General features: G+C 63.1%; 13 protein-coding genes and 1 tRNA gene. 8 read left to right on the forward strand and 6 right to left on the reverse strand.

The annotated features are described in order from the left end of the window. The first annotated feature begins 196 nt into the window (after positions 1 to 196). Together KTJ77_RS04420 and KTJ77_RS04425 are read left to right on the forward strand one after the other, a co-directional pair. Positions 197 to 3,442, forward strand: a complete 3,246-nt coding sequence (locus tag KTJ77_RS04420) for an ATP-dependent DNA helicase (RefSeq protein ID WP_217337273.1) — start codon at positions 197 to 199, stop codon at positions 3,440 to 3,442. Then, positions 3,439 to 6,837 (forward strand): ATP-dependent DNA helicase, encoded by a 3,399-nt coding sequence (locus tag KTJ77_RS04425; RefSeq protein WP_217337274.1) that lies wholly within the window; start codon positions 3,439 to 3,441, stop codon positions 6,835 to 6,837. Before KTJ77_RS04420 ends, KTJ77_RS04425 begins: the two co-directional genes overlap by 4 nt. Here KTJ77_RS04425 and KTJ77_RS04430 read toward each other — a convergent pair. Then, on the reverse strand, positions 6,834 to 8,225 hold the full coding sequence (locus KTJ77_RS04430) for a phosphotransferase (RefSeq protein ID WP_217337275.1): 1,392 nt from the start codon (positions 8,223 to 8,225) through the stop codon (positions 6,834 to 6,836). The genes KTJ77_RS04425 and KTJ77_RS04430 overlap by 4 nt on opposite strands. A 62-nt stretch (positions 8,226 to 8,287) precedes the next feature. On the opposite strand from KTJ77_RS04430, the gene nudC reads away from it, so the two are divergent. Both nudC and KTJ77_RS04440 read left to right on the forward strand, forming a co-directional pair. Further along, entirely contained in the window at positions 8,288 to 9,175 is an 888-nt protein-coding gene (gene nudC, locus KTJ77_RS04435) for an NAD(+) diphosphatase (RefSeq protein WP_217337276.1), read from the forward strand. Further along, positions 9,172 to 10,878: an ATP-dependent helicase gene (locus tag KTJ77_RS04440; protein ID WP_367948825.1), complete on the forward strand. Its 1,707-nt coding sequence runs from the start codon at positions 9,172 to 9,174 to the stop codon at positions 10,876 to 10,878. The genes nudC and KTJ77_RS04440 overlap by 4 nt, the downstream gene beginning before the upstream one ends. Before the next feature lie 756 nt (positions 10,879 to 11,634). Here KTJ77_RS04440 and KTJ77_RS04445 read toward each other — a convergent pair. Beyond that, positions 11,635 to 13,083: a zinc-dependent metalloprotease gene (locus tag KTJ77_RS04445; protein WP_367948827.1), complete on the reverse strand. Its 1,449-nt coding sequence runs from the start codon at positions 13,081 to 13,083 to the stop codon at positions 11,635 to 11,637. 127 nt (positions 13,084 to 13,210) lie between these two features. Between KTJ77_RS04445 and KTJ77_RS04450 the strand changes: the two genes are divergently transcribed. Both KTJ77_RS04450 and KTJ77_RS04455 read left to right on the forward strand, forming a co-directional pair. After that, entirely contained in the window at positions 13,211 to 14,368 is a 1,158-nt protein-coding gene (locus tag KTJ77_RS04450) for a PDZ domain-containing protein (RefSeq protein WP_367948828.1), read from the forward strand. 128 nt (positions 14,369 to 14,496) lie between these two features. Next, positions 14,497 to 17,445 (forward strand): UPF0182 family protein, encoded by a 2,949-nt coding sequence (locus tag KTJ77_RS04455; RefSeq protein ID WP_217337279.1) that lies wholly within the window; start codon positions 14,497 to 14,499, stop codon positions 17,443 to 17,445. 444 nt (positions 17,446 to 17,889) lie between these two features. Here KTJ77_RS04455 and KTJ77_RS04460 read toward each other — a convergent pair. Further along, positions 17,890 to 17,963 (reverse strand) — tRNA-Met (locus tag KTJ77_RS04460). Between the two features lie 116 nt (positions 17,964 to 18,079). Between KTJ77_RS04460 and KTJ77_RS04465 the strand changes: the two genes are divergently transcribed. Next, the gene (locus KTJ77_RS04465; protein WP_217337280.1) at positions 18,080 to 18,877 is read left to right on the forward strand and encodes a carbon-nitrogen hydrolase family protein; all 798 of its coding nucleotides are present in this window, start codon (positions 18,080 to 18,082) and stop codon (positions 18,875 to 18,877) included. A gap of 20 nt (positions 18,878 to 18,897) precedes the next feature. Here the strand turns inward: KTJ77_RS04465 and KTJ77_RS04470 are convergent, their stop codons facing one another. The 3 genes from KTJ77_RS04470 to KTJ77_RS04480 are packed head-to-tail and all read right to left on the reverse strand — an operon-like array spanning position 18,898 to position 22,032. Next, entirely contained in the window at positions 18,898 to 19,998 is a 1,101-nt protein-coding gene (locus KTJ77_RS04470; protein ID WP_217337281.1) for a hypothetical protein, read from the reverse strand. Next, complete coding sequence (locus tag KTJ77_RS04475) at positions 19,995 to 20,768, reverse strand: hypothetical protein (RefSeq protein ID WP_217337282.1); 774 nt, start codon at positions 20,766 to 20,768, stop codon at positions 19,995 to 19,997. Before KTJ77_RS04475 ends, KTJ77_RS04470 begins: the two co-directional genes overlap by 4 nt. A 58-nt stretch (positions 20,769 to 20,826) precedes the next feature. Further along, the gene (locus KTJ77_RS04480) at positions 20,827 to 22,032 is read right to left on the reverse strand and encodes a pyridoxal phosphate-dependent aminotransferase (protein ID WP_217337283.1); all 1,206 of its coding nucleotides are present in this window, start codon (positions 22,030 to 22,032) and stop codon (positions 20,827 to 20,829) included. 96 nt (positions 22,033 to 22,128) lie between these two features. On the opposite strand from KTJ77_RS04480, the gene KTJ77_RS04485 reads away from it, so the two are divergent. Next, positions 22,129 to 23,721, forward strand: a complete 1,593-nt coding sequence (locus tag KTJ77_RS04485) for a S1C family serine protease (protein WP_217337284.1) — start codon at positions 22,129 to 22,131, stop codon at positions 23,719 to 23,721. Positions 23,722 to 23,743 lie beyond the last annotated feature (22 nt).

Consider the following 23,743-nt stretch of genomic DNA (forward strand, 5'->3'; position numbering starts at 1 on the left):
ACGAGTGCGAACAGAACCTCCTCGCCTGGCGCGCCGGACGCGCAGACCCTCGATCCGCCCATAAACCGAATCGTCTGGGTGGCGACACACGGGCCCATGCCACGACATGCGGAACCAGGGGAGTGACGGGAGCGCAGGCACTGTTGTGGAGCGCGCCAGAGAGGGGGATGTCGGATGCTGCGACTACCGTGGAATCATGCTCGACCCTGTCACCTCCGCACCCGTGTGGGATTCCTCGCAAACCGACGTGCTGTCGTTGCCAACCTCGGCGAGCGCAGTGGTAATCGGCGCCCCCGGTGCAGGCAAAACTCGCGTCGTTGTCGAGCGCACGAGACGCCTGCTCGAATCTCACGAGGTTGCCGCTGATGAGGTGCTCGTGCTGACACCTTCCAGGCAAACAGCAACCCGCGTACGCGACGTGCTCGGCGTGCAGACCACGGTGGCAACCCCCGGCGCGTTGGCACGCTCGGTAGGCTCGCTCGCCTTTCAAATTGTGCGCGCCGCCGCCGCATTCGCATCCGCGCCGCCGCCGCAACTCCTCACAGGCGCCGACCAAGACCGCCTCGTTGCCGATCTGCTCGAGAGCGACGCTGACGATGAGATGGCGGGCACATTTCGCTGGCCACCATCCCTTCCGCCAGCTGCACGCGGTTCCCAAGTCTTTCGATCCGAACTCCGCGCGTTTCTTGCCGAGTGTGCCCAACTTGATGTCGGAGCGAGCGAACTCGCTGCGATCGCCGAGCGCACTACCCACGAGAGCTGGGGCGCGATCGCTTCATTCCTCGCCGACTATCGCGCCGTTCTCTCACACATGCGCTCCGCGCACCGCGAATCGGCCGAGCTCATTTCCGAGGCCGCTCAGATTGTGCGGGATGCCTCGCCTGAGGGTGGCGAACTGGGAGCGCTCGGACGACTCCGCGTCGTCCTGGTCGACGATGCTCAAGAACTCACTCGTGGCGGGCTCGATCTCCTCAGAGCGCTGCGCGGCCGTGGCGTCGCCGTTTTGGCGTTCGGCGACCCAGACATCAGTTCTGGGTCCTTCCGCGGGGCAACACCGCAATTGTTTGCCGACCTGGCGGCCGAACTCGTCACGGTGCACGTGCTCACCGGCGCCCACCGCCAGAGCGACGCACTGCAGCATGTCACGCGATCCTTGACGCAGGCGATTGGCGTCAGCGGACGAGTCGAGCACCGCAGACCCCCGGGCGAAGCACCCCAGCCCGATGGTTCCGTCATCGTCCGCCTCGCCGACAGCCCGTATGCAGAAGCCGACATCATCGCCAGAACCCTGCGCGAATGGCACGTCTTGCACGGCATCGAATGGCAACAGATGGCCGTGATTGCGCACGACACCCGCCAGGTCTCGACTCTCGAAACCGAGCTCGCGGCACGCGAAGTGCCCACCCGCGCGGCCGGAATTCAACGGCCACTCGGGCGTGAAAGCGCCGTACGTGACATTCTTCGCCTGCTCGAAATCGCGATGACCGTACCGAGCGATTGGGACGGCGAAGATCTCGCACTCGCGCTCCTTTCGCCCTTTGGCGGGCTCGATGCGGTGGGGTTGCGACGACTTCGCGCGCGGCTCAGGCATCGAGAGTTGGCAGCGGGCGGAACCATGGGAGCCGTACCGCTGTTGGCTCGCTCGCTCGCGTCGCCACTGGAGTTGAGCGTCATCGATACCCCCGAGGCGCGCGCCGCCGAGCGGCTGGCTGTCACGCTGGCACATGTGCGGGAGGCATATTTGCGCGGCGACACCGTCCACGATCTGCTGTGGCTCGTATGGGAACGCGCGCGCATTTTTGGCCGTCCTCTTGCCGAGGTCTGGCGGGAACAATCGGCGGCAACGGGGGCGACTGCAGCTGAAGCATCCCGCTCGCTCGACGCTCTGGTAGCCCTTTTCGATGCGGCCAAGCGTGCCGTGGAGCGCGCGCCAGAAGCCGGTGCCGAAGCATTCATTCGCGAACTGCTTGGCAGCGATGTGCCGGAAGATTCGCTCGCCTCACCCGCCCGTGCCGGTTCCGTCACCGTGATGACCCCGGCAACCGCGCTCGGCGCAGAATATGAGGCCGTGGTGATCGCCGGTGTGCAAGACGGGGTGTGGCCAAACGTGCGGTTGCGCGGCACGCTCCTCGATACGTGGCAGTTGGCTGGCGCCGTCGAAGCGTTCCGCCTTGACGACAAACACACCCCCACTGCGGCAACCGACCGGAGGAAGGTCGCGTTGCACGATGAACTCCGGCTGTTTGTTCGGGCCGTGTCTCGGGCACGGTCACGCCTCGTCGTGACCGCCGTTGACGACGATGACACCGGACCAAGCGCGCTGTTCGCTTTCTTGCCCGAGCCGAGCCCGAACGACGACCTCGTCGAGCATCCACTGACGTTGCGCGGTCTCGTCGCCGAGCACCGCCGCACTCTCACAAGTGACGCAGGCATCGCCGATGCGACGACCCGTCAGCGGGCGGCAGCCGAGCTTGCGCTGCTGGCGCAGGAGGGAGTCCCCGGCGCTGATCCGCAACAGTGGTACGGCATTGCGCCGCTGTCATCGACCGCGCCGCTGCGCGACCCAGAACGCACCACCATCTCGGTGTCACCATCGCGCATGAAGAACCTCCACGACTGTCCGGTGGACTGGGCAATCCGCTCGCTTGGCGGTAACACCAGCAGTTTTTCGACGGGCCTCGGAACCATCCTGCACGCTGCCATGGAGGAGGTTGCCGATGGCAACATCCAGGAGCTAACAGCATTCGTGGAGAGCCGCTGGCCCGAGCTGGAGTTCGAAGCTGACTGGATCGCGGAGAAAGAAAAGAAGTGGGCTGCCACCCTGATCGCGCGCATTGCGGCATACGAAAAGAACTTCCGTAAGAACGCCGGTGAGCGCGTCCAAGCCGAAGCCGAGTTTGAGGTGGTGGTTCCGTTCTCTGCGACAACACCAGCCGACGTTTTCGTGCGCGGCGACGAAGCCCCCGCGTTGCCCGCCGCCGTCGTCCGCGGCTCAATCGACCGCGTCGAGAGATACCCGGCCGACCGCGGTGAAGACCTGCCGATCGACCCAAACCGCGAAGGGCAAGATCGAGTCGTGATTGTTGACCTGAAAACCGGGAAGAGTGAAAAGCGGGTCAGCAACGACAAGGTGACAGAAGACCCCCAGCTGGCCGCGTACCAACTCGCCGTCCGCGCAGGTGCCGTCAACAATGTCGCTCCAGATGAGGGAGCAGGCGCGCGTCTTGTGGTGATTTCGCAGACCCTGAAAGACACCCACTATCGCATTGCGCATCAGGCTCCGATGACCCCGGAACAACAGTCGGCGTTCATCAGCCAGGTGGTGGCGAGCGCACAGACGATGGCATCGGAATCGTTTACCGCCAATATCGACACGCACTGTCAAGACGAGAGGTTCGCGGTGTGCCGCATTCACACGGTTGGTGCGGTGAGCGCATCATGACGACGACGTGGACAGGGCCGCTGTCACTGAGCGCTGCAACGATTGCGCAGGCGTTGGGATTGCCGATTCCGACGCCCGACCAGCAACGAGTCATTGAGGCGCCCCCGACACCCGCCCTCGTCGTCGCGGGTGCTGGTAGCGGCAAGACCGAAACGATGTCGGCACGCGTGGTGTGGCTCGTCGCCAATGGTCACGTGCAGCGCGACGAAATCCTCGGCCTTACGTTCACGCGCAAGGCAGCGGGTGAGCTGGCCGAGCGCATCATGGCACGCCTGGCACGTATCGATGAGTTCAAACGTCGTGGCCTGCTCGCGCACCTCCCCGAAATCGTCGAACTACGCTTTCTCGATCACGTTGAGCAGCGAGATTTTACGCGCGCTCTCGACAGCCTCGCCGACCGATACCAGACCGGCTACGGCCCGGCGAATTCTGATATCTCCGATGACATGCTGTTGCGCCCACGCGTTGCTACCTACAACTCGTTTGCCGACTCCATCGTGCGAGAAAACGCCGCACGTATCGGCCGCGATAGTGAGGCAGCGCTGTTGTCGACGGCCGGATCGTGGCTGCTTGCTCGTAGCGTCGTGGTGCGCTCGAGCGACGCCCGTCTCGCCGAGGCCGATCGCGCATTCAGCACCATCGTAAATACGGTGCAGAAGCTTGCAGGAGATGCGCTCGACCACCGCGCTGACCTCACCGCGGTGGCCAAGTACTCCGAGGCGACAGCCGAAGCACTTCGTCCCATCATCACGGCGAAAACGTCCGACCCAGCGAAGGGAATTGAAGCGCTGTCAGCGATGCCGCTGCTGGCGCGGCTGGCACAGGAATATGCCGCAGCGAAAGATGCCCGCGGCGTCCTCGACTTCGCCGATCAGGTCGCCGGTGCGCTCGAGATCATCGAAGCCACACCCGTCGTTGCAGAGAACCTGCGAGAGCAGTTTCGCGTCGTCCTTCTCGATGAATACCAAGACACATCCGTCATCCAGACTCAGCTCCTGAGCGCGATTTTCCACGATCACCCCGTGATGGCAGTCGGCGACCCGTTCCAATCGATCTATGGGTGGCGCGGCGCCAGCGCAGATAACCTCGACGCCTTCGCTGCCGCCTTCGCGCGAGAGAGCGAAGCGAGCAACTACTCGCTCATGATCTCGTGGCGCAACGACACGTCGATTCTGCGTGCTGCTAACGCGCTGCTTGACCCGTTGCGTCAGCAGAGCACCATCACTGTTGGCGAACTCGATGCCAGGCCAGGGGCGAAAGACGGAACCATCGAGTGCTGTTTTGAAGAGAGCATCGACGACGAAGCCGATGCCGTGGCCGCGTGGTTCCGCGACTCCCGTGCCGCACACCGCGCAGCTACAGGCACCGAACAAACCGGCGCCATCCTGTTCCGGGCGAAAAAACACATGCAGACGTTTGCGGAGGCGCTCAGCCGCCATGGCGTGCCACACCGCATCCTCGGTCTCGGCGGGTTGCTTTCCACACCCGAAGTGCTTGACGTGGTGTGTGCGCTGCGCGTCATATCTGACCCCACGCAGGGCTCAGCCCTCATTCGCCTTCTGGTTGGCCCGCGCTTCGCCGTTGGTGTTGCCGACATGGCGGCACTGCATTCCCTGGCCTCGACGCTGTCGCAGCGTGATGAGTCGCTCGGCAAGCTCTCTGACGACATGATTGCGAAGTTGCGGGGCTCTGCCGGTGCCGACGAACAGCTCTCCATCGTTGACGCTCTTGAGTTCATCCGCGCCGTGAATGCCGACCATGGGCTGCTGCGTGACTTCACGGTCGAAGGGCGCGCACGCCTCAAGGAGGCCGGCGCGATGTTCGAGCGCCTACGCCGCGGTGCGGGGACGTCGATTCCTGAGGTCATTCGTCAGATTGAGCTTGAACTCCGCCTCGATGTGGAACTCGCGGCCAACGAATCACGCGGCCCTGCTCGCATCGCACTGACCCAGTTGCGGGCGTTTGTCGATGAGGTGCGCAGCTTCCTGGCAGCAGATGACCGCGGCACGATTTCTTCGCTCCTGGCGTGGCTTGATCACGCAGAAGAAACCGATGAACTCATGCCGCGCACCGAACCACCCGAGCCCGGGGTCGTGCAATTGCTCACGATTCACGGTTCCAAAGGCCTGGAGTGGGACGCTGTTGCGGTGGTACGTCTCGTCGCGGACGAACTGCCCAAGACCGGCGGAACCATGGGCTGGCTCGCATTCGGAACCCTGCCGTACGTGTTCCGGGGCGACCGCGCTGCCCTGCCGCAACTCGACCTGCGAGTTGACGAAACGACCACCACCAAGGTCATCAACGATGCTGTGAAGGCTTTTAAAGAGGCGGAGCGGGATCATCAGGAGAAGGAGGAGCGCCGTCTGGCGTATGTCGCGGTGACCCGTGCACGTAGTTCGCTCATGCTCTCCGGATCCTTCTGGGGAGGGCAATCGCGGCCGCGCAAGCCGAGCCGCTATCTGGCCGAAATGTTGACGGCGCTGGGGCGAGAGGGCGACATGCCGCCAAACGAGCCCGAGGGGGAGAACCCGGCCGGAGCAGAAGGGCGCACGCTGCAGTGGCCGCTTGACCCACTCGGTAGCCGCCGCCCGCGGGTCGAGGAAGCCGCCGCCGTGGTGCGCGACGCACCCCCAGCGGAGAAAGATGGTGTGATTGCGCTCCTGCTGGCTGAGCGTGAGGCGCGCTCGCGCACTGTCAACGTCACACCGCCGACACGCATCCCCGCGTCACGGTTCAAGGACTACGTGACCGCGTTTGATGCGACGACGGCCGACGTCTTGCGGCCGATGCCCGAGCGCCCGTACCGGCAGACGCGAATCGGCACGCTGTTTCACCAGTGGGTTGAGCAGCGCTCGGGTCTGGTTGCGACGGCCACATCGCTGGACGATGGCGCATGGGAACGAGACGACGAGACCGAAATGACGACCGTGGCTCGGGAAGATGAGGAGCGCCTCAATGAGTTGCGCGCCATCTTCCTGGCAAGCGAATGGGCTGACCTGCAACCCATTGCCGTTGAGACCGAGGTCAACTACCTTTTCGAGCCAGGAGAAGGCGCGCAATCCCACATCATCATCTGCAAGCTCGACGCCGTCTATCGCCGTGATGACCGTGGCGGTCGCATTGAAATTGTGGACTGGAAGACAGGCAAGCCACCCGTCACAAAGAAAGAACGCGACGAACGCATGCTGCAACTCGCGCAGTATCGCCTTGCCTATCACAAGGCCCACGGTGTGCCGCTTGACGACATTGACGCTGCGCTGTTCTACGTCGGCGACAACCTCATTCTGCGCGAAGATCATCCGACAAGCGAGGCCGACCTCAAGAAGCGGTGGCTCGCCGCTCTCGACCAACGCGCGACTGCGGACGCCGTGGCAGAACCAGTCGCCGCAGGTTAGAGCGGGCCGGTCTTCCAGCGGTCGATGGCAGCACGGGCGGCGCGTGCCGCCTCTTCCTGATCATTCGTGATGACCGCGAGGGCTTCGGGGGAGAGCGGCTGCGTCGCGTTCGCGTCGTCGTCTTCGCTAATGGGTTCCAAACCAAACGGCAGATCTTCCGCGGGCGTCGCCGCAATTGCACCCGTTGTGTTGTCTGGCGCGTGGGGCGCACGCATGTCAGCGTCGGCTGCCATCAGTTCTTCGCGGCTCAACGCCTGCGTGTCAGGAGCAGCCGCGCGCAGCCGAGACTCGCGGGCAGGATCAACGCTGGTGTCCAGTTCTGACAGCGAGACTCCCGAGAACGCGAGTTCTTCCGGGTCATACGTGTCGGTGTGCATGGACGTGTCGCCCACGGGCGTGCGCTCAGGCAGGTTCGACATCGCAGCGAGCGCATCGTCGAGTGCGATCTTGTCGTCGAGCGGCATGAGGTCTTCTTCACGCACGTTCTCCGCGAGCGTGTCGAGCATCGCGCCGGCATCGTCCATGATCGTGTCGTCGTGAGAATCACGACCATGTAGCAGCCATCGGGCAAACTCGAGCTCGGCGTGCAGACGTGCCCTGGCACGAAGATACTCGTCACCAGCACGCGCCGCTCGGGCACGATAGGCATCGAGCACAGAGTCGGCGGCTTCCGGTGCCGTTTGCAAAAACTGGAGGTCAACCGCCGGATCGCCGATGCTCAGGCCGTGCCAGTCGATGACGCCCGACACGGTGGGCACATCATCAACGTCGCGGTAGACGAACGCAAGGGCATCCGCACCGCCCAGAGTGATCGTGGGCTGGAACTGCCACAGCGCATCGTCCTTGATCGCGTCGCGCCACCGCACCATGAGTCGCACCGGAACGCGACCGGTCGCAGACGCCTCTTCGACAACCTTTTCGAGCGCTGCGCGAACTTCTTGTGCGGTGCGAGCCGGGAGGCCAGCATTTCGCACGATTGACGTCGGAAGCGCGTGCACCTGCGCGAGCGTGGCACCGAGCGAGTGCGCGACACCGGGCCCGGAAGGAATGTGCGCAGTGTCGACCTGGTAGCCGGCAACGAAAGTGGTCACGAAGGCACGCGAGGGAGGGGTAGCGGCGGAACCAAGAAATTCCGGAATCGTGAAGTCTGCGAGGGCGCGTGCGCCGTCAGTCAGTGCGCGGAGGGCGAGTGCTTCGGTGGCGAGCTCGCTGGCCGTCGCTTCATCGGCAGGAATACGAACAACAACCGCGCGACCATCGGATAACGTCACGACCGCCGAATCATTGCGGCCGCCGGAATGAGTCGTCAGCAGCTGCACCCTCGTGGCCTCAGCACCCGGAAGGGCGGCGCTGACGGACGCGGCTAGAGTGAGAGGTGAGCGAGCCATGTCCCCAGGGTATGCGGCCAGCCGTATGTCAGCACGCGCCACTCCGGCGAGAAAGGTAGTCGATGCGTACCGAAAAGTTCTTGCCGCCGCTCGCGCGATCCGTTCTTGATCGTGCTGCCGAGCGTCGTATGCAGGATGATCTGATCGAGGCGCTCCGAGAGGACCCGGCGACGCGCGTCATCGTGATCCGCGGCGATGAGACGTTGTTCTCCACCGCAGGAACATTGGCCGCGCGATCGCCGTTCGCCGTCGACGGTGAAGCAACGTGGGGTTTCTTGGGAACAGCGAACGGTCTGAACTACCTGGTGTGTGTGCCGGCGGAGGGAACCACCGTCGACGATATCGGCGGCGAATGGGAGAGTCTGCGCGTCCGCGGCGGCGATGTTTCCGACTTCGACGCGGGGGTTTTTGTTGAGGCGCTCAGCCTCGCACGCTGGTACGTGGAAGCACCTTTTTGCGCCTTTTGTGGTTCCGCCACCACCCTCAAGCAGGCGGGGTGGATGCGGGAATGCACGTCGTGTGGGCGGCAACACTTTCCGCGCACCGACCCGGCCATCATCGTTGCCGTGGTGGACGGCGACCGCATTCTGCTCGGCAGTAATGCGCTGTGGTCAAGCAATCGGTTCTCCTGTTTTGCTGGTTTCGTGGAGGCGGGCGAGTCGCTTGAGGCCGCTGTTCACCGTGAGGTCGCTGAAGAAGCGGGCGTCGCCGTGCACGGCGTGCGCTACTTCGGTTCGCAGGCATGGCCCTACCCGCGCTCGCTCATGCTCGGCTTCTTTGCTGATGTGACGGCGGCGGATGCCGCGCACGCCGACGGCGAAGAGATTCTTGAAGTGCGATGGTTCACGAAGGTGGACATCCTGGCGTCGTATGCCGGCGAGTCCGATGTGATCCTGCCAGGCTCAGCGTCGATCGCGTACGCCCTGCTGCAGTCGTGGGCGCAGTCGTGAGCGTTCTTGACGACCTTGATGATGAGCAACGCCTTGCCGCCGGAACCCTGCGCGGCCCGGTGTGCGTCATGGCGGGTGCTGGTACCGGCAAGACACGCGTGATCACGCGCCGCATCGCGCACGGCGTTGACACAGGCGCTTATAGCCCCGGCCGCATGATGGCCGTGACCTTCACCTCGAAGGCCGCTGGCGAAATGCGCGGCCGCCTCCGCCAATTGGGAGTGCCGGGAGTTTCCGCGCGCACGTTCCACTCCGCCGCGCTGTCACAGCTCAACTACTTTTGGCCGCAAGTGTCTGGCGGCGAAAACGCGCCAAGCATTATCGACAACAAGGTTCGGCTGTTGGCGCATGCGGCCGACGGCATCGGTATGTCATTGAGTACTCCGGCCCTTCGAGACATTGCGAGTGAGATCGAATGGCGCAAGGTGCAGATGCTCACGGTCAGCCAATATGCCGCGACCGGTCGGAGCGCCGCGCACTTGTCGACCGAAGCGATGACTCGGGTGCAGCACGCATACGAGAAGTTGAAAGACGAACGCCGCCAGTTGGATTTCGAAGATGTGCTCTTGGCATGCGCGGGGATGATTGAGGCGGAACCACGTGTCGCCACCGCGGTTCGTGAGCAGTATCGACACTTCACCGTTGACGAGTACCAGGACGTCTCCCCGTTGCAACACCACCTGCTGAAGCTCTGGCTGGGGGAGCGGCGCGACATTTGCGTCGTGGGCGATGCAAGCCAGACGATCTTCTCGTTTGCGGGTGCGGACAACCGCTACCTGCTCGACTTTGGTCGGGAGTACCCCGATGCCACCGTCGTCAAGTTGGAGCGTAACTACCGTTCGGACGGCGCCATTCTTGCCGTCGCGAACGATCTGATGCGCGGACGCGAAGGCGCGTTGACTTTGACGCCAGCGGCATTGACCGAATCGCCCCTTCCCGTGGTCACGGCGTACGACACCGAGCATGACGAGGCGGTCGGTGTGGCCGTGGCGATTCGCAAGCAGATTCAGCAGGGTGTGTCGCCGTCATCGATTGCAGTGTTGTATCGCGCACAGGCCCAGTCCGCACCCCTTCTGCAGGCGCTGGCTGCGCAGGGTGTTGCGTGCACGGTCATGGGAGGGCGTCGTTTCTTCGACCTGCCAGAAGTGCGAAGCGCGGTGCTCAAACTGCGCGGTGCCGCTGTCGCCCCAAACAACCATGGCTTCCTCCCCACGGTTCGCACGGTGCTCGCAGAGGATGGTCTGACGGAGACCCCACCCGATGCAGGCGGCGCACTTCGCGATGCGTGGGAGGCTCGCCGAGCCCTGCTCCGGTTGGCCGAGGACGCACCGCCCGGAACCACGCTGTCGACGTTTGCTGAGGAGCTGCTTGCGCGCAGTAAAGACCAGCATGAGCCTGTTCTGCAGACGGTGACGCTGGCGACGATGCACGCCGCGAAGGGTCTGGAATGGGACCACGTGCACAGCGTGGGATGGTCAGAGGGCCTTCTCCCTATTGCCTATGCGCAGGGATTCGACGCCGTCGACGAGGAGCGTCGATTGGCATACGTCGCCGTTACGCGAGCTGCGCGGACGCTGGCGCTATCGTGGGCCCGTGGCGAAGGACGACAGCGTCGTTCGCCCTCTCGTTTCCTGCAGGAGATTGGCAGCCGCAGTCTGCGTGCGGTTGGTAACGCCGCACGCGTGGCGGGTTCCAGTCGGTGAGCTCGTAACTCACCGTCTCGGTTGCTGGTGGATGCGCCATCACCCGGGCAGCGGTGCGGGCGATTTCACCCCACGTTGCGGCGCCTAGCGGCGAGACGCGACGCGCAATGAGCTGGGTGGCGAGCACCGGCCACGCCGCATCGCGCGCGGTTTCGTGAAGGGCCAGGCATGACGTGCATGCGCTGATTCCTGGGGTGATGAGTGGGCCGACCATGATCGTTGAGCGCATGATCACGATCGGTAGGTGCGGGGTGTCCGTTGCCATGAGTTCGCGGCAAGAACGCGGAACCACGACATCGCGGGCGACGACCCACACCACCTCCGGATTCGCGCTATCAAACGTTGCGGTGTGCAGCGACAGCAACCCCTGCAGTGCGTCTTGCGCATCAGCATCTTCGGCTGGCGATCCTTGTGACACGATGCCCACCCGGATGGGTGCTGTGGTGACAACGATCGCAGGTGCAACGTGTGTCAGAAACTCTTCCGCTTGTGCAGCGACGCCCAGTCGAGCGCTGAGGTGTCCGAGTTCTGAGCGGGTGGTGCCATGCTCGAGTGCCATCAGGAGTTCGACCTGCCATGGCGCGGGATGCTTGATGCGCACGCTGTCGCCCACACCGAACTGCATCGTGATGTCGTCACGCCACAACGGCGGTGCGGTGAGGGTGAGGCGTTCTGAAGTCATGCCTCATGATGGCTCGGGTCGCTGTCACGATGGAGTCGCTGAGCCAATCTGTGGACAACCGCTCGTTGTCAGCCTCAGACGGGGCGCGGGCCCTCGGGCGGCTCCTCCGCACCATTCTCGTCAGCAGGCGGCTCCGTATCGCGCGGCGTGATGGTTCCGTCTTCGCCTTCGATCAGCGTGGTGTCGTCACCAGCCAGGAGCTTCGCGAGTGCGTCATCCATTTCGTCTCGCACGGGCTCGTCCCCACGCAGGCGCGCCTGCAGACGCGCAATCAGCGCCGAAGGATCGTCGATGTCGTCGGCGGTGGGCATGAAGTCGGGGTAGTCCCACAGAGCGTCGCGCGCGGCAATGCCGACCGCGTCGGTGACGGCGCGCCACATCGCTGCGGCTTCACGCAGACGCCGTGGGCGAAGCTCAAGCTTGACGAGGGCTCCGAGGGCCTTTTCCGCTGGGTTTCCCACCGCGCGGCGTCGACGCACGGCTTCGCTAATGCGCACTGCTTCAGGCAGACGTGAGGTCGCGTCGGTGGTGACCACCTCGACCCAGCCCTCGACCGTGGCCAACAGGTTCTCGAGGCGCGAGCGTGCGGCCTCCTGCTCGGGGGAGTCTGGCCGTAAGAGTCCGCCAGACTGCAGGATTTCGCCGAGCTGATCCGCCTGCGACGGATCGAAGTCGCGTGCGATTTCTTCCAGACGTTCGGTGTCGACGGCAACGCCGCGAGCAAGCTCCGTGATTTGAGAGATGACGTGGAGTCGTAGCCATTTCGCGTGCCGGAACAGGCGCGCGTGCGCGAGCTCTCTGGTACCGAGATAGAGCGCGAGCTGATCGTCAGCTACTTCGAGGCCTGAACTAAAGTCCGCAAAGTTTTGGGGGAGGATTGCTGCTTCGCCATCGGGGAGGAGCGGGAACCCCACGTCGCCACCAGCGGCCACTTCGGTGGAGAGCCGGCCGATGACCTGCCCGAGCTGGCTGGCGTAGAGCGACCCGCCGAGCGAACGCATGACGCGGCCAGCGCCAGCAACAATGCCCTTCATCTCTTCGGGGGTCTGCTCATCAAGCACCGTCATGAGCGAGCCGGTGATGCTGGTCGCAACAGGCTCGGCAAGCTCTTGCCACACAGGCATGGTGTGTTCGACCCATTCGCCACGGGTCAGCGTCTTTGCCGGCTGCGTCAGCTCGGCAATCGTGGTGGCGTCAGAAAGCCAGAGGTTGGCGAGTGAAAACGCCTGGTCGAGATCGGTGCGCTGGCCGGCCGTAATGCCGAGACCACTCTGGTTCGCGATGTGCAACGCCTGACGCTGCGCGGCGTCCCAGTTGATGACATTGCCATCGTCGGCACCGCCAGCAGCACCCATAAAGGCGCCCTGAAGGTTGCTCATCATCTGCTGCAACATGGCGGGGTCAACCGACCCGCCCGTCAAACGTTGAATCTGCTCCGGGTCGATGGCCCCCATATTGCCGCCAAAAAGCTGGCGCAGGAGTTCCTCAAAGTCTTCGGGGCCGGGAGAATCGTTATCTGCCACTTCAGCCGCCTTTCAGGAGGTTGATCAGGTCTCGTTCTACGCTAGTCCCACCGCTGTTATGCATGGCGGTTGCTCGCCGGATCCGTGTACGCCTCCCGCGAACGAGCGGCAATGGAAGGAAGAAAACGTGATCCCCACGTATGAGTCTGGGCAGCCTATTGCTGTCACCGCTGCCGCCGATGAGCAGCTGGGTTCTGCGCGCCGCCGCAAGCGCACGCTGACGGGCATCGTTGCCCTGACCGTCGCAATCATTTGCCTCTTCCTCGCGAGCCTGCTGCCTTCTGGTTTCGTCATCCGTCAGCCTGGCCCCGTCGTCAACACGCTGGGTGAAGTGCAAGACACTGACGGCAACGAGGTCGCGCTTATCGAGATGCCCGCAGACGTCGAAACGTTTGAGACCAGCGGAACCTTGAGCCTCACGACCGTGCAGATCGTTGGCAACCGGGAAAGCACGCCCAACTGGTTCCAACTCGCGCAAGCATGGTTTGACCCAAGCAAAGCCGTCGTCACAATCGATTCGGTGTTCCCACCGAACCAGACAAGCGAACAGCGTCAGGAACAAGACTCGCTGATGATGGCGAACTCGCAGCATGACGCGACGGCTGCCGCCCTCATCGAACTCGGTTATGACGTTCCGATCGAGCTGCAAATCGGCGACGTGCAGGAAGACGGTGCGTCTGCTGGCAAGCTCGAAGCGGGCGACGTCATCAACGGCATTAACGGCACACCGATGGCTTCTGTGCTCGATATGCGTGCAGAGATTGCCAAGGGCAACGGTGCCGATGTCACGGTAAACATCACGCGCGACGGAGTGACGCAAGACGTCGTGATCACCCCGGTCAAGGGCGACGCTGACGGTGAAGTGATCTGGATGATCGGTGTGAGCGCGGGCCCGGCATATGACTTCCCGTTTGACGTCACGATCATGCTGGAAAACATCGGTGGCCCGAGCGCTGGCATGATTTTTGCCCTGGGCATCATCGACACCTTGACACCGGGGGAGATGACTGGAGGCGAGTCTATTGCCGGCACCGGAACCATCAACTACGCGGGTGAAGTGGGGCCGATTGGTGGCATTCAGCAGAAGATGCGCGGAGCGCTCAGCGCTGGTGCCGAGTACTTTCTCGCTCCCCAAGCCAATTGCAGCGAAGTGGTCGGCCATGTGCCGAACGGCTTGACCGTAGTCAAGGTGTCGACACTAGACGAAGCCCGCGACGCCGTCGAGACTATTGGTGTGGGCAACGAGGTTGAGATCGCCAGCCTCCCGGCCTGCTCGGTGAAGTAAAAGCGCGGGTTGCGCCGGGCGATCGTCCACGTCGTTCTGATCGCCCGGAGGCCCTGTACTGCCGGGAGTGCGCTGAGAGCGGACGCCTACCGAGCACATGCTCAGGCGAGGTTCCGTAGGATGAAACGGTGACCACGACCTCAGCGCCGAATCCGACCGCGCCCAGCCCCGCCCGACGAGTGCTTGTCATTTCGCTCATCGTCATCGCGGCCCTGGTAGCGGGCTTCTTCCTCTTCTCCAACCTGTTCGCCGACTACCTCTGGTTCGACCAGCTCGGATTCGCGTCCGTGCTGACCACCCAGTGGATTGCCCGCGCGATCATGTTTGTTGTTGGCTTCATCGCCATGGCAGTACCGGTCGCGGTTGCCATTAATCTTTCGTACCGGTTACGACCGGTCTACGCGCGGCTGAGCTCGCAGCTGGATCGATATCAGGAGGTCATCGAGCCGCTACGTCGTCTCGCGATGTGGGGTATTCCGATCTTCTTCGGTCTCTTCGCAGGCCTCAGCGCCGCCACCACGTGGGAGACCGTGTGGCTGTTCTTCTCGAGCGTTGACGCTGGTGCGGTTGACCCGCAGTTCGGCATGGATCTGTCGTTCTACATGTTCGCGTTGCCGTTCTGGCGCGGCCTTGTCGCCTTCGCATCCGCCGTCGTGATCGTCTGCCTTCTTGTCACCGCCTTTGTGTCGTACCTGTATGGTTCCGTTCGTGTCGGCAACGGCGAACTGCGCATCTCGAAGGCTGCACGCATTCAGCTGGCCATCATCGCCGGCCTTTACCTGGCGCTGCAAGCGGTCAGCCTGTGGCTTGACCGCTACGCGACGCTGATCGAGAGCCGTGCGGGCGACCGCATCACCGGCCCTGGCTTCACCGGCGCTAATGCCGTGATTCCCGGACTCACGATCCTGTCGGTCGTCGCTGCCGTTGTTGCCGTGCTGTTTATCGTGACCGCCATTGTTGGCCGCTGGCGTTACCCGCTGATCGGTACCGCACTGCTACTCGTCACCTCACTCGTGCTCGGTATGGGCTACCCGTGGTTCGTCGACACCGTGCAGGTAAAGCCGAACCAGTTGGCGCTGGAAGAGGAGTACTACCAGCACAACATCGATATGACGCAGAAGGCGTACGGTATCGACGACCTGGAAGTCACCGACTTCAAGGCGGAGACCGAAGCGAGCGCAGGTCAGCTGCGCGCTGACGTGGAGACCACCGCGTCGATCCGCATCATGGACCCGGCGATTATTAGCCCGACCGTGAAGCAGATCGAACAGTATCGCGGCTACTACCAGTTCGCCGAGACGATGGACGTCGACCGCTACGACATCGATGGTGAAAGCCAGGACGTTGTGGTGTCGGTGCGTGAACTCAACACCGGCGCGCTGGGCCAGACTGACTGGCAGAACACGTCGATTGTGTACACCCACGGATACGGAATCGTGGCCGCTGCGGGTAACAAGCGCACGGCTGATGGCAACCCGGTGTTCTTGGAGCGCGGTATCCCCGCGCAGGGCTTCCTCTCTGACGAGAAGTTCGAGCCGCGCGTGTACTTCGGTGAGCAGTCGCCGCTGTACTCGATCGTCGGCGCTCCGAAAGGAACTGAGCCCGTCGAAATTGACTATCCGCGTGGTGGCAAGGAAGGCGAGACCGAGACGAAGACGACGTTCACCGGTGACGGCGGACCGAAGATCGGCAACTTCTTCACGAAGCTGATCTACGCGATGAAGTTCCAGTCGGAGCAGATTCTGTTCTCCGACTACGTGAACGAAGACTCGCAGATTCTGTACAACCGTGACCCCGCACAACGCGTGGCTGCTGTCGCACCGTACCTGACGGTGGACTCGGATCCGTACCCCTCGGTCGTGGACGGCCGCATCGTCTGGATCGTTGACGCCTATACGACGAGCGCGAGCTACCCGTACTCGAGCCACGTCAGCCTGTCGCGTGCGATTCAGGACTCGTCAAGCGACCAACAGCGTTTCGCGATCGACAACATCAACTACATCCGCAACTCGGTGAAGGCCACGGTTGACGCTTACGACGGTTCCGTCACCCTGTACGCATGGGATGACGAAGACCCGGTGCTGAAGACCTGGCAGAACGTGTACCCCGGAACCATCAAGCCGATGAGCGAGATGAGTGGCGAGCTGATGAGCCACGTGCGTTACCCGACCGACCTGTTCAAGGTGCAGCGCTCGATGCTCGGTGTCTACCACGTTGAGTCGGCAGCGTCGTTCTACCGCGGTGACAACGTCTGGAAGACGCCGAATGATCCGCAGAAGGATCAGGTTCTGCAGTCGCCTTACTACCTGACCATGAAGATGCCCGGTCAGGACGAGGCAAGCTACTCGATGTTCACCACGTTTATTCCATCGGCTTCGAGCCAGAACTCGCGCTCGGTGATGATGGGGTACCTCGCGGTTGATTCCGATGCCGGTTTTGAGGCGGGGAAGCCAGCGGACGGCTACGGCAAGTTGCGCCTGCTGGAAATTAACTCCGACACCACGGTTCCTGGCCCCGGTCAGGTGCAGAACTCGTTTGACTCTAACCAGGCGATTTCGTCGGCGTTGAACCTGTTGAAGCAGGGTAACTCGCAAGTGCTCAGCGGTAACCTGCTGACCCTGCCCGTCGGTGGCGGTCTGCTGTATGTGCAGCCGGTGTACGTGCAGTCCTCGGGAAGCACGAAGCTGCCGGTGCTGCGCAAGGTGCTGGTGGCGTTCGGTGATGAGGTGGCGTTCGAGGACACCCTCGCGGCGGCGCTTGATGACCTGTTCGGTGGCGAATCTGGTGCGGAAACCGGTGACGGTGACGTGACGCCTATCGACCCGACAACCCCGCCGACTGATCCGGGTACCGATCCTGATGACCAGACAGGGAGCACTCCTGACCCGAGCGCAACGCCTGACCCTGGCGCAACGGACGAGCCGGCAGCCGATAAGGACGCGCTCCTGAAGGCCGCGTCTGACGCGCTGGCTGCAAAGCAGGCTGCGCTCGAGGCTGGCGACATGGTCGCTTACGCTGAGGCAGACAAGAAGCTGACCGAGGCGATCGAGAAGCTCCTCGCGCTCGAAGCCCAGTAAGTCTGAGCAATTGTGGGCGGGCACCTCCTGGTGTCCGCCCACAGTCGTCTCTACGTGCCCGCACGCCCTGCCAGTGGCCCCTCAGTCGCGCTGGCGGTGATGCGCGTGGCCTCGTCGCGCTGCTGGAGATGCGTGCGGCCTCCGTTAGACATGGGCTTTCTCAGTTCTGCACGATCAAAATGGGTCTTGGCCTCGACACGCCGTGTTTTCACGCCGATCGAGCCTGTGGCCCGTGCATAACAGGAATGGCTCGTGCAGAACTGCATCGACTCGTGAATGGCCGCCGTCGTGTGGGGTGTTGACAAGGACGTCCTGGACCACGGCCATGACGTCCTCGAGGAAGACAACGGCCTGCACCTGCGAACCTGGTTGAGTGGGTGGGTGCTGCCAGGGAAATGCAAAAGGCTCCTGATCAGTTTTCACTGATCAGGAGCCTTTTTCTTGTTGCGGGGGCAGGATTTGAACCTACGACCTCTGGGTTATGAGCCCAGCGAGCTACCGAGCTGCTCCACCCCGCGGCACATGAAATAGCTTATCACGGGTTTGAGGTCGCAAAGACCACGGGGCCGCTTTAGGGGCGTCCGGTAGGGTGATCAGACCCCATATCGCCGCCGCCAGACAGGATGGAAACGCCATGTCGGATGATGCCGTTGGAATTGCCGTCGCGCAGTTTTCCCCGATCGCAGGCGATAACCTGCCAGCCGTCCAGGAGCTGGCGACAAAGGCAGCTCATCGGGGTGCGCGGGTCATCCTCTTTCCGGAATACACGAGCTATTTTTCGAATCCGTTCGATGATTCCCTTGTGACGCACGCGCAAACGCTTGACGGCCCGTTCATTTCAGGCGTGAAAGCCCTCGCCTCTCGCCTGGGCATCACGATCGTCGTTGGACTTTTGGAGACTGCACCGGGGGAGCGGGTCTATAACACCGCCGTCGCTGTCGGCCCTGCAGGCGTCCTCGCCACCTATCGCAAGCAACACCTCTACGACGCGTTTGGGCAGAAAGAGTCGGACTGGGTCGCACCCGGTAAGATTGAAGCGCCCCAGACCTTCACCGTTGACGGCGTGACGTTTGGCATGCAGACCTGTTATGACCTACGTTTCCCCGAAATCACGCGCACCATCGTTGACGCTGGCGCACAGGTCGTGCTGGTGCCTGCGGAATGGGTGCGCGGCCCGCTTAAGGAGCACCACTGGCGCACGCTCATCCACGCCAGGGCCATCGAGAACACCGTATACATGGCCGCAGCCGACCACATGCCGCCGCTCGGTGTGGGCAACTCCATGATTGTCGACCCTGCCGGCGTCGAGATCGCGGCGATTGGCGCCGAGCGCCGCGTCGCCGTCGCGTACGTCAGTGCCGAGCTGATCAACTCCGTACGCGAGCGCAACCCGTCGCTCAGCGCACGACGCTACCGCGTGGTTCCGCGCTAGCCACCCATTCGCGCACAGTATCAGTCAGCGGGGATGAGCGACGGCCACTCATCAAAGCGGAATGTCTCCGTGCTCGTGCCGCCGGAGTTGATGGGCTGCCATGTGACCACCGGGTCTTCAGCCCAATAGCTCGGGCTTTCCGCGCTGATCGTGATGGTCACGATGGTTGGGTCTTCAACGGATGCCGTGACCGATACCCGGACTTCGCCACCGAGACCGGAGCGCGCTGTCACGCTGCGGGGCGGCGGAATCTCGCCGTCCACAATCCAACCGCTCGCCGCTAAATGGTCATACAACGCTTCGGTTGTCGCCGAAGGGTCATCAATTGGCACCGCAACGTGCCAAGCGACGTCGAGACGGTAATCGTCGGCAAGAGCGGGATTGCTGGAAGGAGTGCGTGATCCAGCCGGTGACCATCCGTCTTCGGCAATGCACTCGCGGAGCGGCACCAGCTTCTCTTGAAGCTCTTGCCATCGTTGTTGATGAAGCTGGCGTACTTCGGTTTCGGTGAGTCCGCGAACATCCGCCCGACTGCTGCCTGCTGCATCTGTCGGCCCGTAGAGCTTGCCGAGTTCGGTGATGCCTGCGGCGCCAAAAATCAGGAGGGGCGTCGCGAGACATGCCACAGGCAGCCACCACCCCGTGTGGCGTCGGGCATTGTTGCCGACGTTCGCTGGTGTCGGAACCACGAAGATTGCGAGCAGGAGGCTGAGAACGGCGGTGCCAACGACAGCGAGCACCGAGAAAGTGAAGATCCAGCGATCCCACGTTTCCGTCACAAAAGGCAGGGCTTTGCGTATGAATGAGGGAGCGTGTGCGTTTATGGCGGGTGGCATCGCGAAGAACGCGCACGCGACACTGGCCCAGTGTGCCGTCATCACGACCATGGTGGAGGTGGGCGCGGCGGTGAAACCTCGCTTTTTAAGAATGACACGGGGGAGCCAGCCGAGCAGTCCGAACACCACGACGATCGCTGGCGACCAGACCCAGAGGATGAGGACTTCCCAGCCGCCGCCGAGGGCCAGCCTGCCGATCAGCACGACGCTGGGAACGAGCCACGCGAGCGTGCTCCAGGCGCTCCAGAACCGGGCGTTGACGCTGACCCGTGCTGACGCTGTCATGGCCTGGGCCGCAGCTTGGGCCACTGGTCGTAGCGGAAATTGGGGATGCCGTAATCGTCTGGATCAATATGTTCCCACGTCACCGCGGTTCCCTCGCTCCAGAACAGCGGGCTGCGCGCCTGGAGGCGAATGACCGGGTCATTGCTGGCATCGGTTGGTGGCAAGATTTGAGCGGTGAGCTCGACCCCATCTGCCTGTTGGTTGCCGCCGGCATCCGGCTCACCGCGCAGCTTGATCGCATCGGTCGCGCTGGCGGAGCCGAAAATTACCAGCGGGGTGACGATAAACGCAGCCAACACCCACCAGCCTGCACCAGCGCGACGCATGGTGAGAGGGGGGTCGTCCGCATTCCGCACGAGAATCGCCATGGTGAACGCGACAAGGAGGGTGAGCGCGACAAACAGCAGGGCGAACGCGTGGAACAAGGACTCCTGTTGTGCCGTCATGAACCGCACCATCGCGCTCACGATCGACGGTTGCGACCCGCTGTCGCCCACAGCGCGCATCGAGAGTAGGTACCAGACCATGCCGACCCAGTGCGCGGTGAGCACCACGACAAACAGCGTCGGCGCGGTTGTGTATTGCTTGTTTCTGAGGATGAATCGCGGCAACCATGCCAGGAAGCCGCCGAGGCCGACGATGAGCGGCGAGTAGAGCACGAGGAAGAAGACTTCCCACCCACCGCCGAGTAGAACCCTGCCTCCGATGAAGACCGCGGGTAATACCCACGGTAGCCAGCGCCACATGCTCCAAAACCGGTGGTTGAGCATATCGTCCCCTTTCGTGCGCCCCCGCGCCCGTCCCCTTGTGCGCGATGCGCGCGCCGTCCTACCGCCGTGCCAGCGTCGCCAATCTGGTGGCTGCTTCGCTGATGACCTCCGGCTTCTTGCACGCTGCGAAGCGTACGAGTGAAGCGTACTGTGAACGGTTGGTTTCGGTTGTGAAGGCGGTGACCGGAACCGCGACAACTCCGACAAGATGGGGGAGTTCTCGACAGAATACGGTGGCATCATCGAACCCGAGCGGGGCTGCATCTGCAACCGTGAAGTATGACCCGGCGGGCACCGACACCTCGAATCCGGCGTCGTGAAGGCCCGCAACCAGAATGTCGCGCTGACGTTTCATCGCGGCACGAATGTTGGCATAAAAGTTGTCGCCGAGTCGGAGGCCGGTGGCAATCGCCGGCTGAAATGGTGCACTGCCCGAGTAGGTCAGAAACTGCTTGACCGCCAGCACGGCATCGACGAGGTGTGCGGGGCCGGACACCCAGCCCACCTTCCACCCCGTCGTGTTGAAGGTTTTCCCTGCTGACGAAATCGTGAGGGTGCGCTCAGCGGCACCGGCCAGTGTCGCGACCGGAACATGCGGCACGTCAAACGTCAGGTGCTCGTACACCTCATCCGTCACGATGAGGGCATCGTGCTGGTGCGCGAGGCGCACAATCTCGGTCAATACTTCGGTGGAGAACACCGCGCCTGTCGGGTTGTGCGGATTGTTGACCAGAATGAGACGCGTGCGATCGGTGACGGCTGCCCGCAACGCGTCAAGATCAGGTTGGAATGACGGCCAGACAAGCGGAACCGTACGCAGCGTTGCGCCAGACAGCGCGACGCATGCGGCGTAGGAGTCGTAATACGGCTCAAAGACGACGACCTCATCGTCTGGCCCATCCACCAAGCCAAGGAGAACCGCCGCAAGCGCCTCTGTTGCCCCCGCAGTCACCAGCACCTCCGTCTCCGGATCAACCGTCAGCTGATAGAAACGCTGCTGATGCTCGGCAATTGCCAGACGAAGATCGGCGAACCCACGCCCGGGTGGGTATTGGTTCACACCCTCAGAAATCGCGGCGCGCGCCGCATCCAAAACCTCGGCAGGTCCGTCGGTGTCGGGAAATCCCTGACCAAGATTGATCGCTCCGGTACGGGCCGCGAGGGCCGACATCTCTGCGAAGATCGTTTCAGCAATGGTTCCGTCGGAGGCGAGGAGTCCCGCTCCTGCAACAGCACGACGCCACGAGCCTGGAACAGTAGTCATGTGGTCAGACTAAGTCATAGCCGCATCCATGCGCTGACATAGGAAAAACACAGACTCGACCGGCAATCTGAAGGAGCTTGCAGAAGGAGCAACATCATGAGCGATATGAACAATCAGGATCAGCCGGCCGCTACCCCCGCCATTCCGCCGCGCCCAGCGCCGCCGGTGACGCCACCCACTGACATGCCGACCACGCCATTGTCGCGTGACGTCGCAGACGCATTCCGTGGCGACAATCAGCCGACCACGCCGTTGGGCGCAGGCTGGACGCCACAGGCATCGGCGACGCCACAGGCATCGGCGACGGCACACCAGCCGAGTGCCTCGGCCCCGCACGCTCCTGCTGGCAATCCTGGTTCCGCTTTCGGCGTCGCGGCCAACGCGGCCCCGCCATACGCTGGCTCAGCCTTCGGCGGATCGCTGCCGCCTGGCGCTCCGCTTCCGCCGCAGTCCTCGCCTTTCGGCGAGCCAGTCGCACCGCAACCCGAAAAGAAGCCTCGTCGGCGCGCTGGTGCGACGATCGGCCTCATCACGGCAACCGCGCTCATCGCCGCTGGCGCCGGCTTCGGCGGTTCGTGGGCGTACAACACGTATATCGACGATGGCGCACGCCCGGTGACGTCAAGCGAAAACGGAACCATTACGGTCAACAACCCCGGATCCGTCACGCAGACGACGGCGATCGCTGCCGAGGCATTGCCCAGTGTCGTCACGATTAATGTCGGCACTGATCAGGCAGCCGGATCCGGCTCGGGCGTGATCATCTCAGAAGACGGCTACGTCCTCACGAACACGCACGTGGTGACGTTGGACGGCGCGACGGGCGCTGCTGACGTGCGGGTCACACTGAGCGACGGAACCATCTATCAGGCAGAAGTGGTCGGCACCGACCCCATCTATGACCTTGCGGTCATCAAGCTGAAGGATGCCAGCGGTCTTCCCGTCATTACATGGGGAGATTCCGACAAACTCAACGTCGGTGATGTCACCGTCGCGCTCGGTGCTCCGCTCGGCCTTGCCAACTCCGTGACGGAGGGGATCGTCAGCACCCTCAACCGTTCCATTAGCGTTGCCTCGTCTGCGGCTCCCTCGACTCCGGACTCGGGCGACTCGAACGACAACAACGGCTCACAGGGCGGACCCTTCACGTTTGATGTCCCAGGGCAGCAGGGTTCCACGCCGAAAGAATCCATCTCGATCGCCGTGATCCAAACTGATGCCGCTATCAACCCAGGAAACTCCGGTGGCGCATTGGTCAACGGTGAGGGTGATCTCATCGGCATCAACGTCGCCATCGCGACGGCGGGCGGAACCTCAAACAGCGCTGGCAGCATCGGATTGGGCTTCGCGATTCCGTCGAACATTGCGCAACGCATCGCTAACGAGCTGATTGAGAACGGCGAGGCCAGCCACGGACTGTTGGGCGCGAGCGTGACAAGCGCCTCGTCGATGCAGGATGCCACCACGTCGGGCGCATACATTGCCGAAATCGTGCCTGATGGTGCGGCGGATAAGGCGGGTCTACGCGAGGGCGACGTCGTGACAAAGCTCGGTGAGGCGCGCATCAGCAGCTCAACCGACCTCACCGCGCAGGTGCGTGCGTTGGCCGCAGGATCCGACACCACGCTGACCTACATGCGAGACGGTCAAACCTTTGAAGTTGACGTGACCTTGGGTTCGCTGAAGTAACGACACGGAACCTGGTGCCACC

It is taken from the genome of Microbacterium sp. NC79, from assembly GCF_019061125.1.
Classification (GTDB): domain Bacteria; phylum Actinomycetota; class Actinomycetes; order Actinomycetales; family Microbacteriaceae; genus Microbacterium.

Coding starts and splice junctions, on each gene's coding strand:
- KTJ77_RS04470 (WP_217337281.1), bottom strand. CDS start 19,998: ATGACAGCGTCAGCACGGGTCAGCGTCAACGCCCGGTTCTGGAGCGCC.
- KTJ77_RS04420 (WP_217337273.1), top strand. CDS start 197: ATGCTCGACCCTGTCACCTCCGCACCCGTGTGGGATTCCTCGCAAACC.
- KTJ77_RS04430 (WP_217337275.1), bottom strand. CDS start 8,225: ATGGCTCGCTCACCTCTCACTCTAGCCGCGTCCGTCAGCGCCGCCCTT.
- KTJ77_RS04475 (WP_217337282.1), bottom strand. CDS start 20,768: ATGCTCAACCACCGGTTTTGGAGCATGTGGCGCTGGCTACCGTGGGTA.
- KTJ77_RS04485 (WP_217337284.1), top strand. CDS start 22,129: ATGAGCGATATGAACAATCAGGATCAGCCGGCCGCTACCCCCGCCATT.
- KTJ77_RS04480 (WP_217337283.1), bottom strand. CDS start 22,032: ATGACTACTGTTCCAGGCTCGTGGCGTCGTGCTGTTGCAGGAGCGGGA.
- KTJ77_RS04465 (WP_217337280.1), top strand. CDS start 18,080: ATGTCGGATGATGCCGTTGGAATTGCCGTCGCGCAGTTTTCCCCGATC.
- KTJ77_RS04425 (WP_217337274.1), top strand. CDS start 3,439: ATGACGACGACGTGGACAGGGCCGCTGTCACTGAGCGCTGCAACGATT.
- nudC (WP_217337276.1), top strand. CDS start 8,288: ATGCGTACCGAAAAGTTCTTGCCGCCGCTCGCGCGATCCGTTCTTGAT.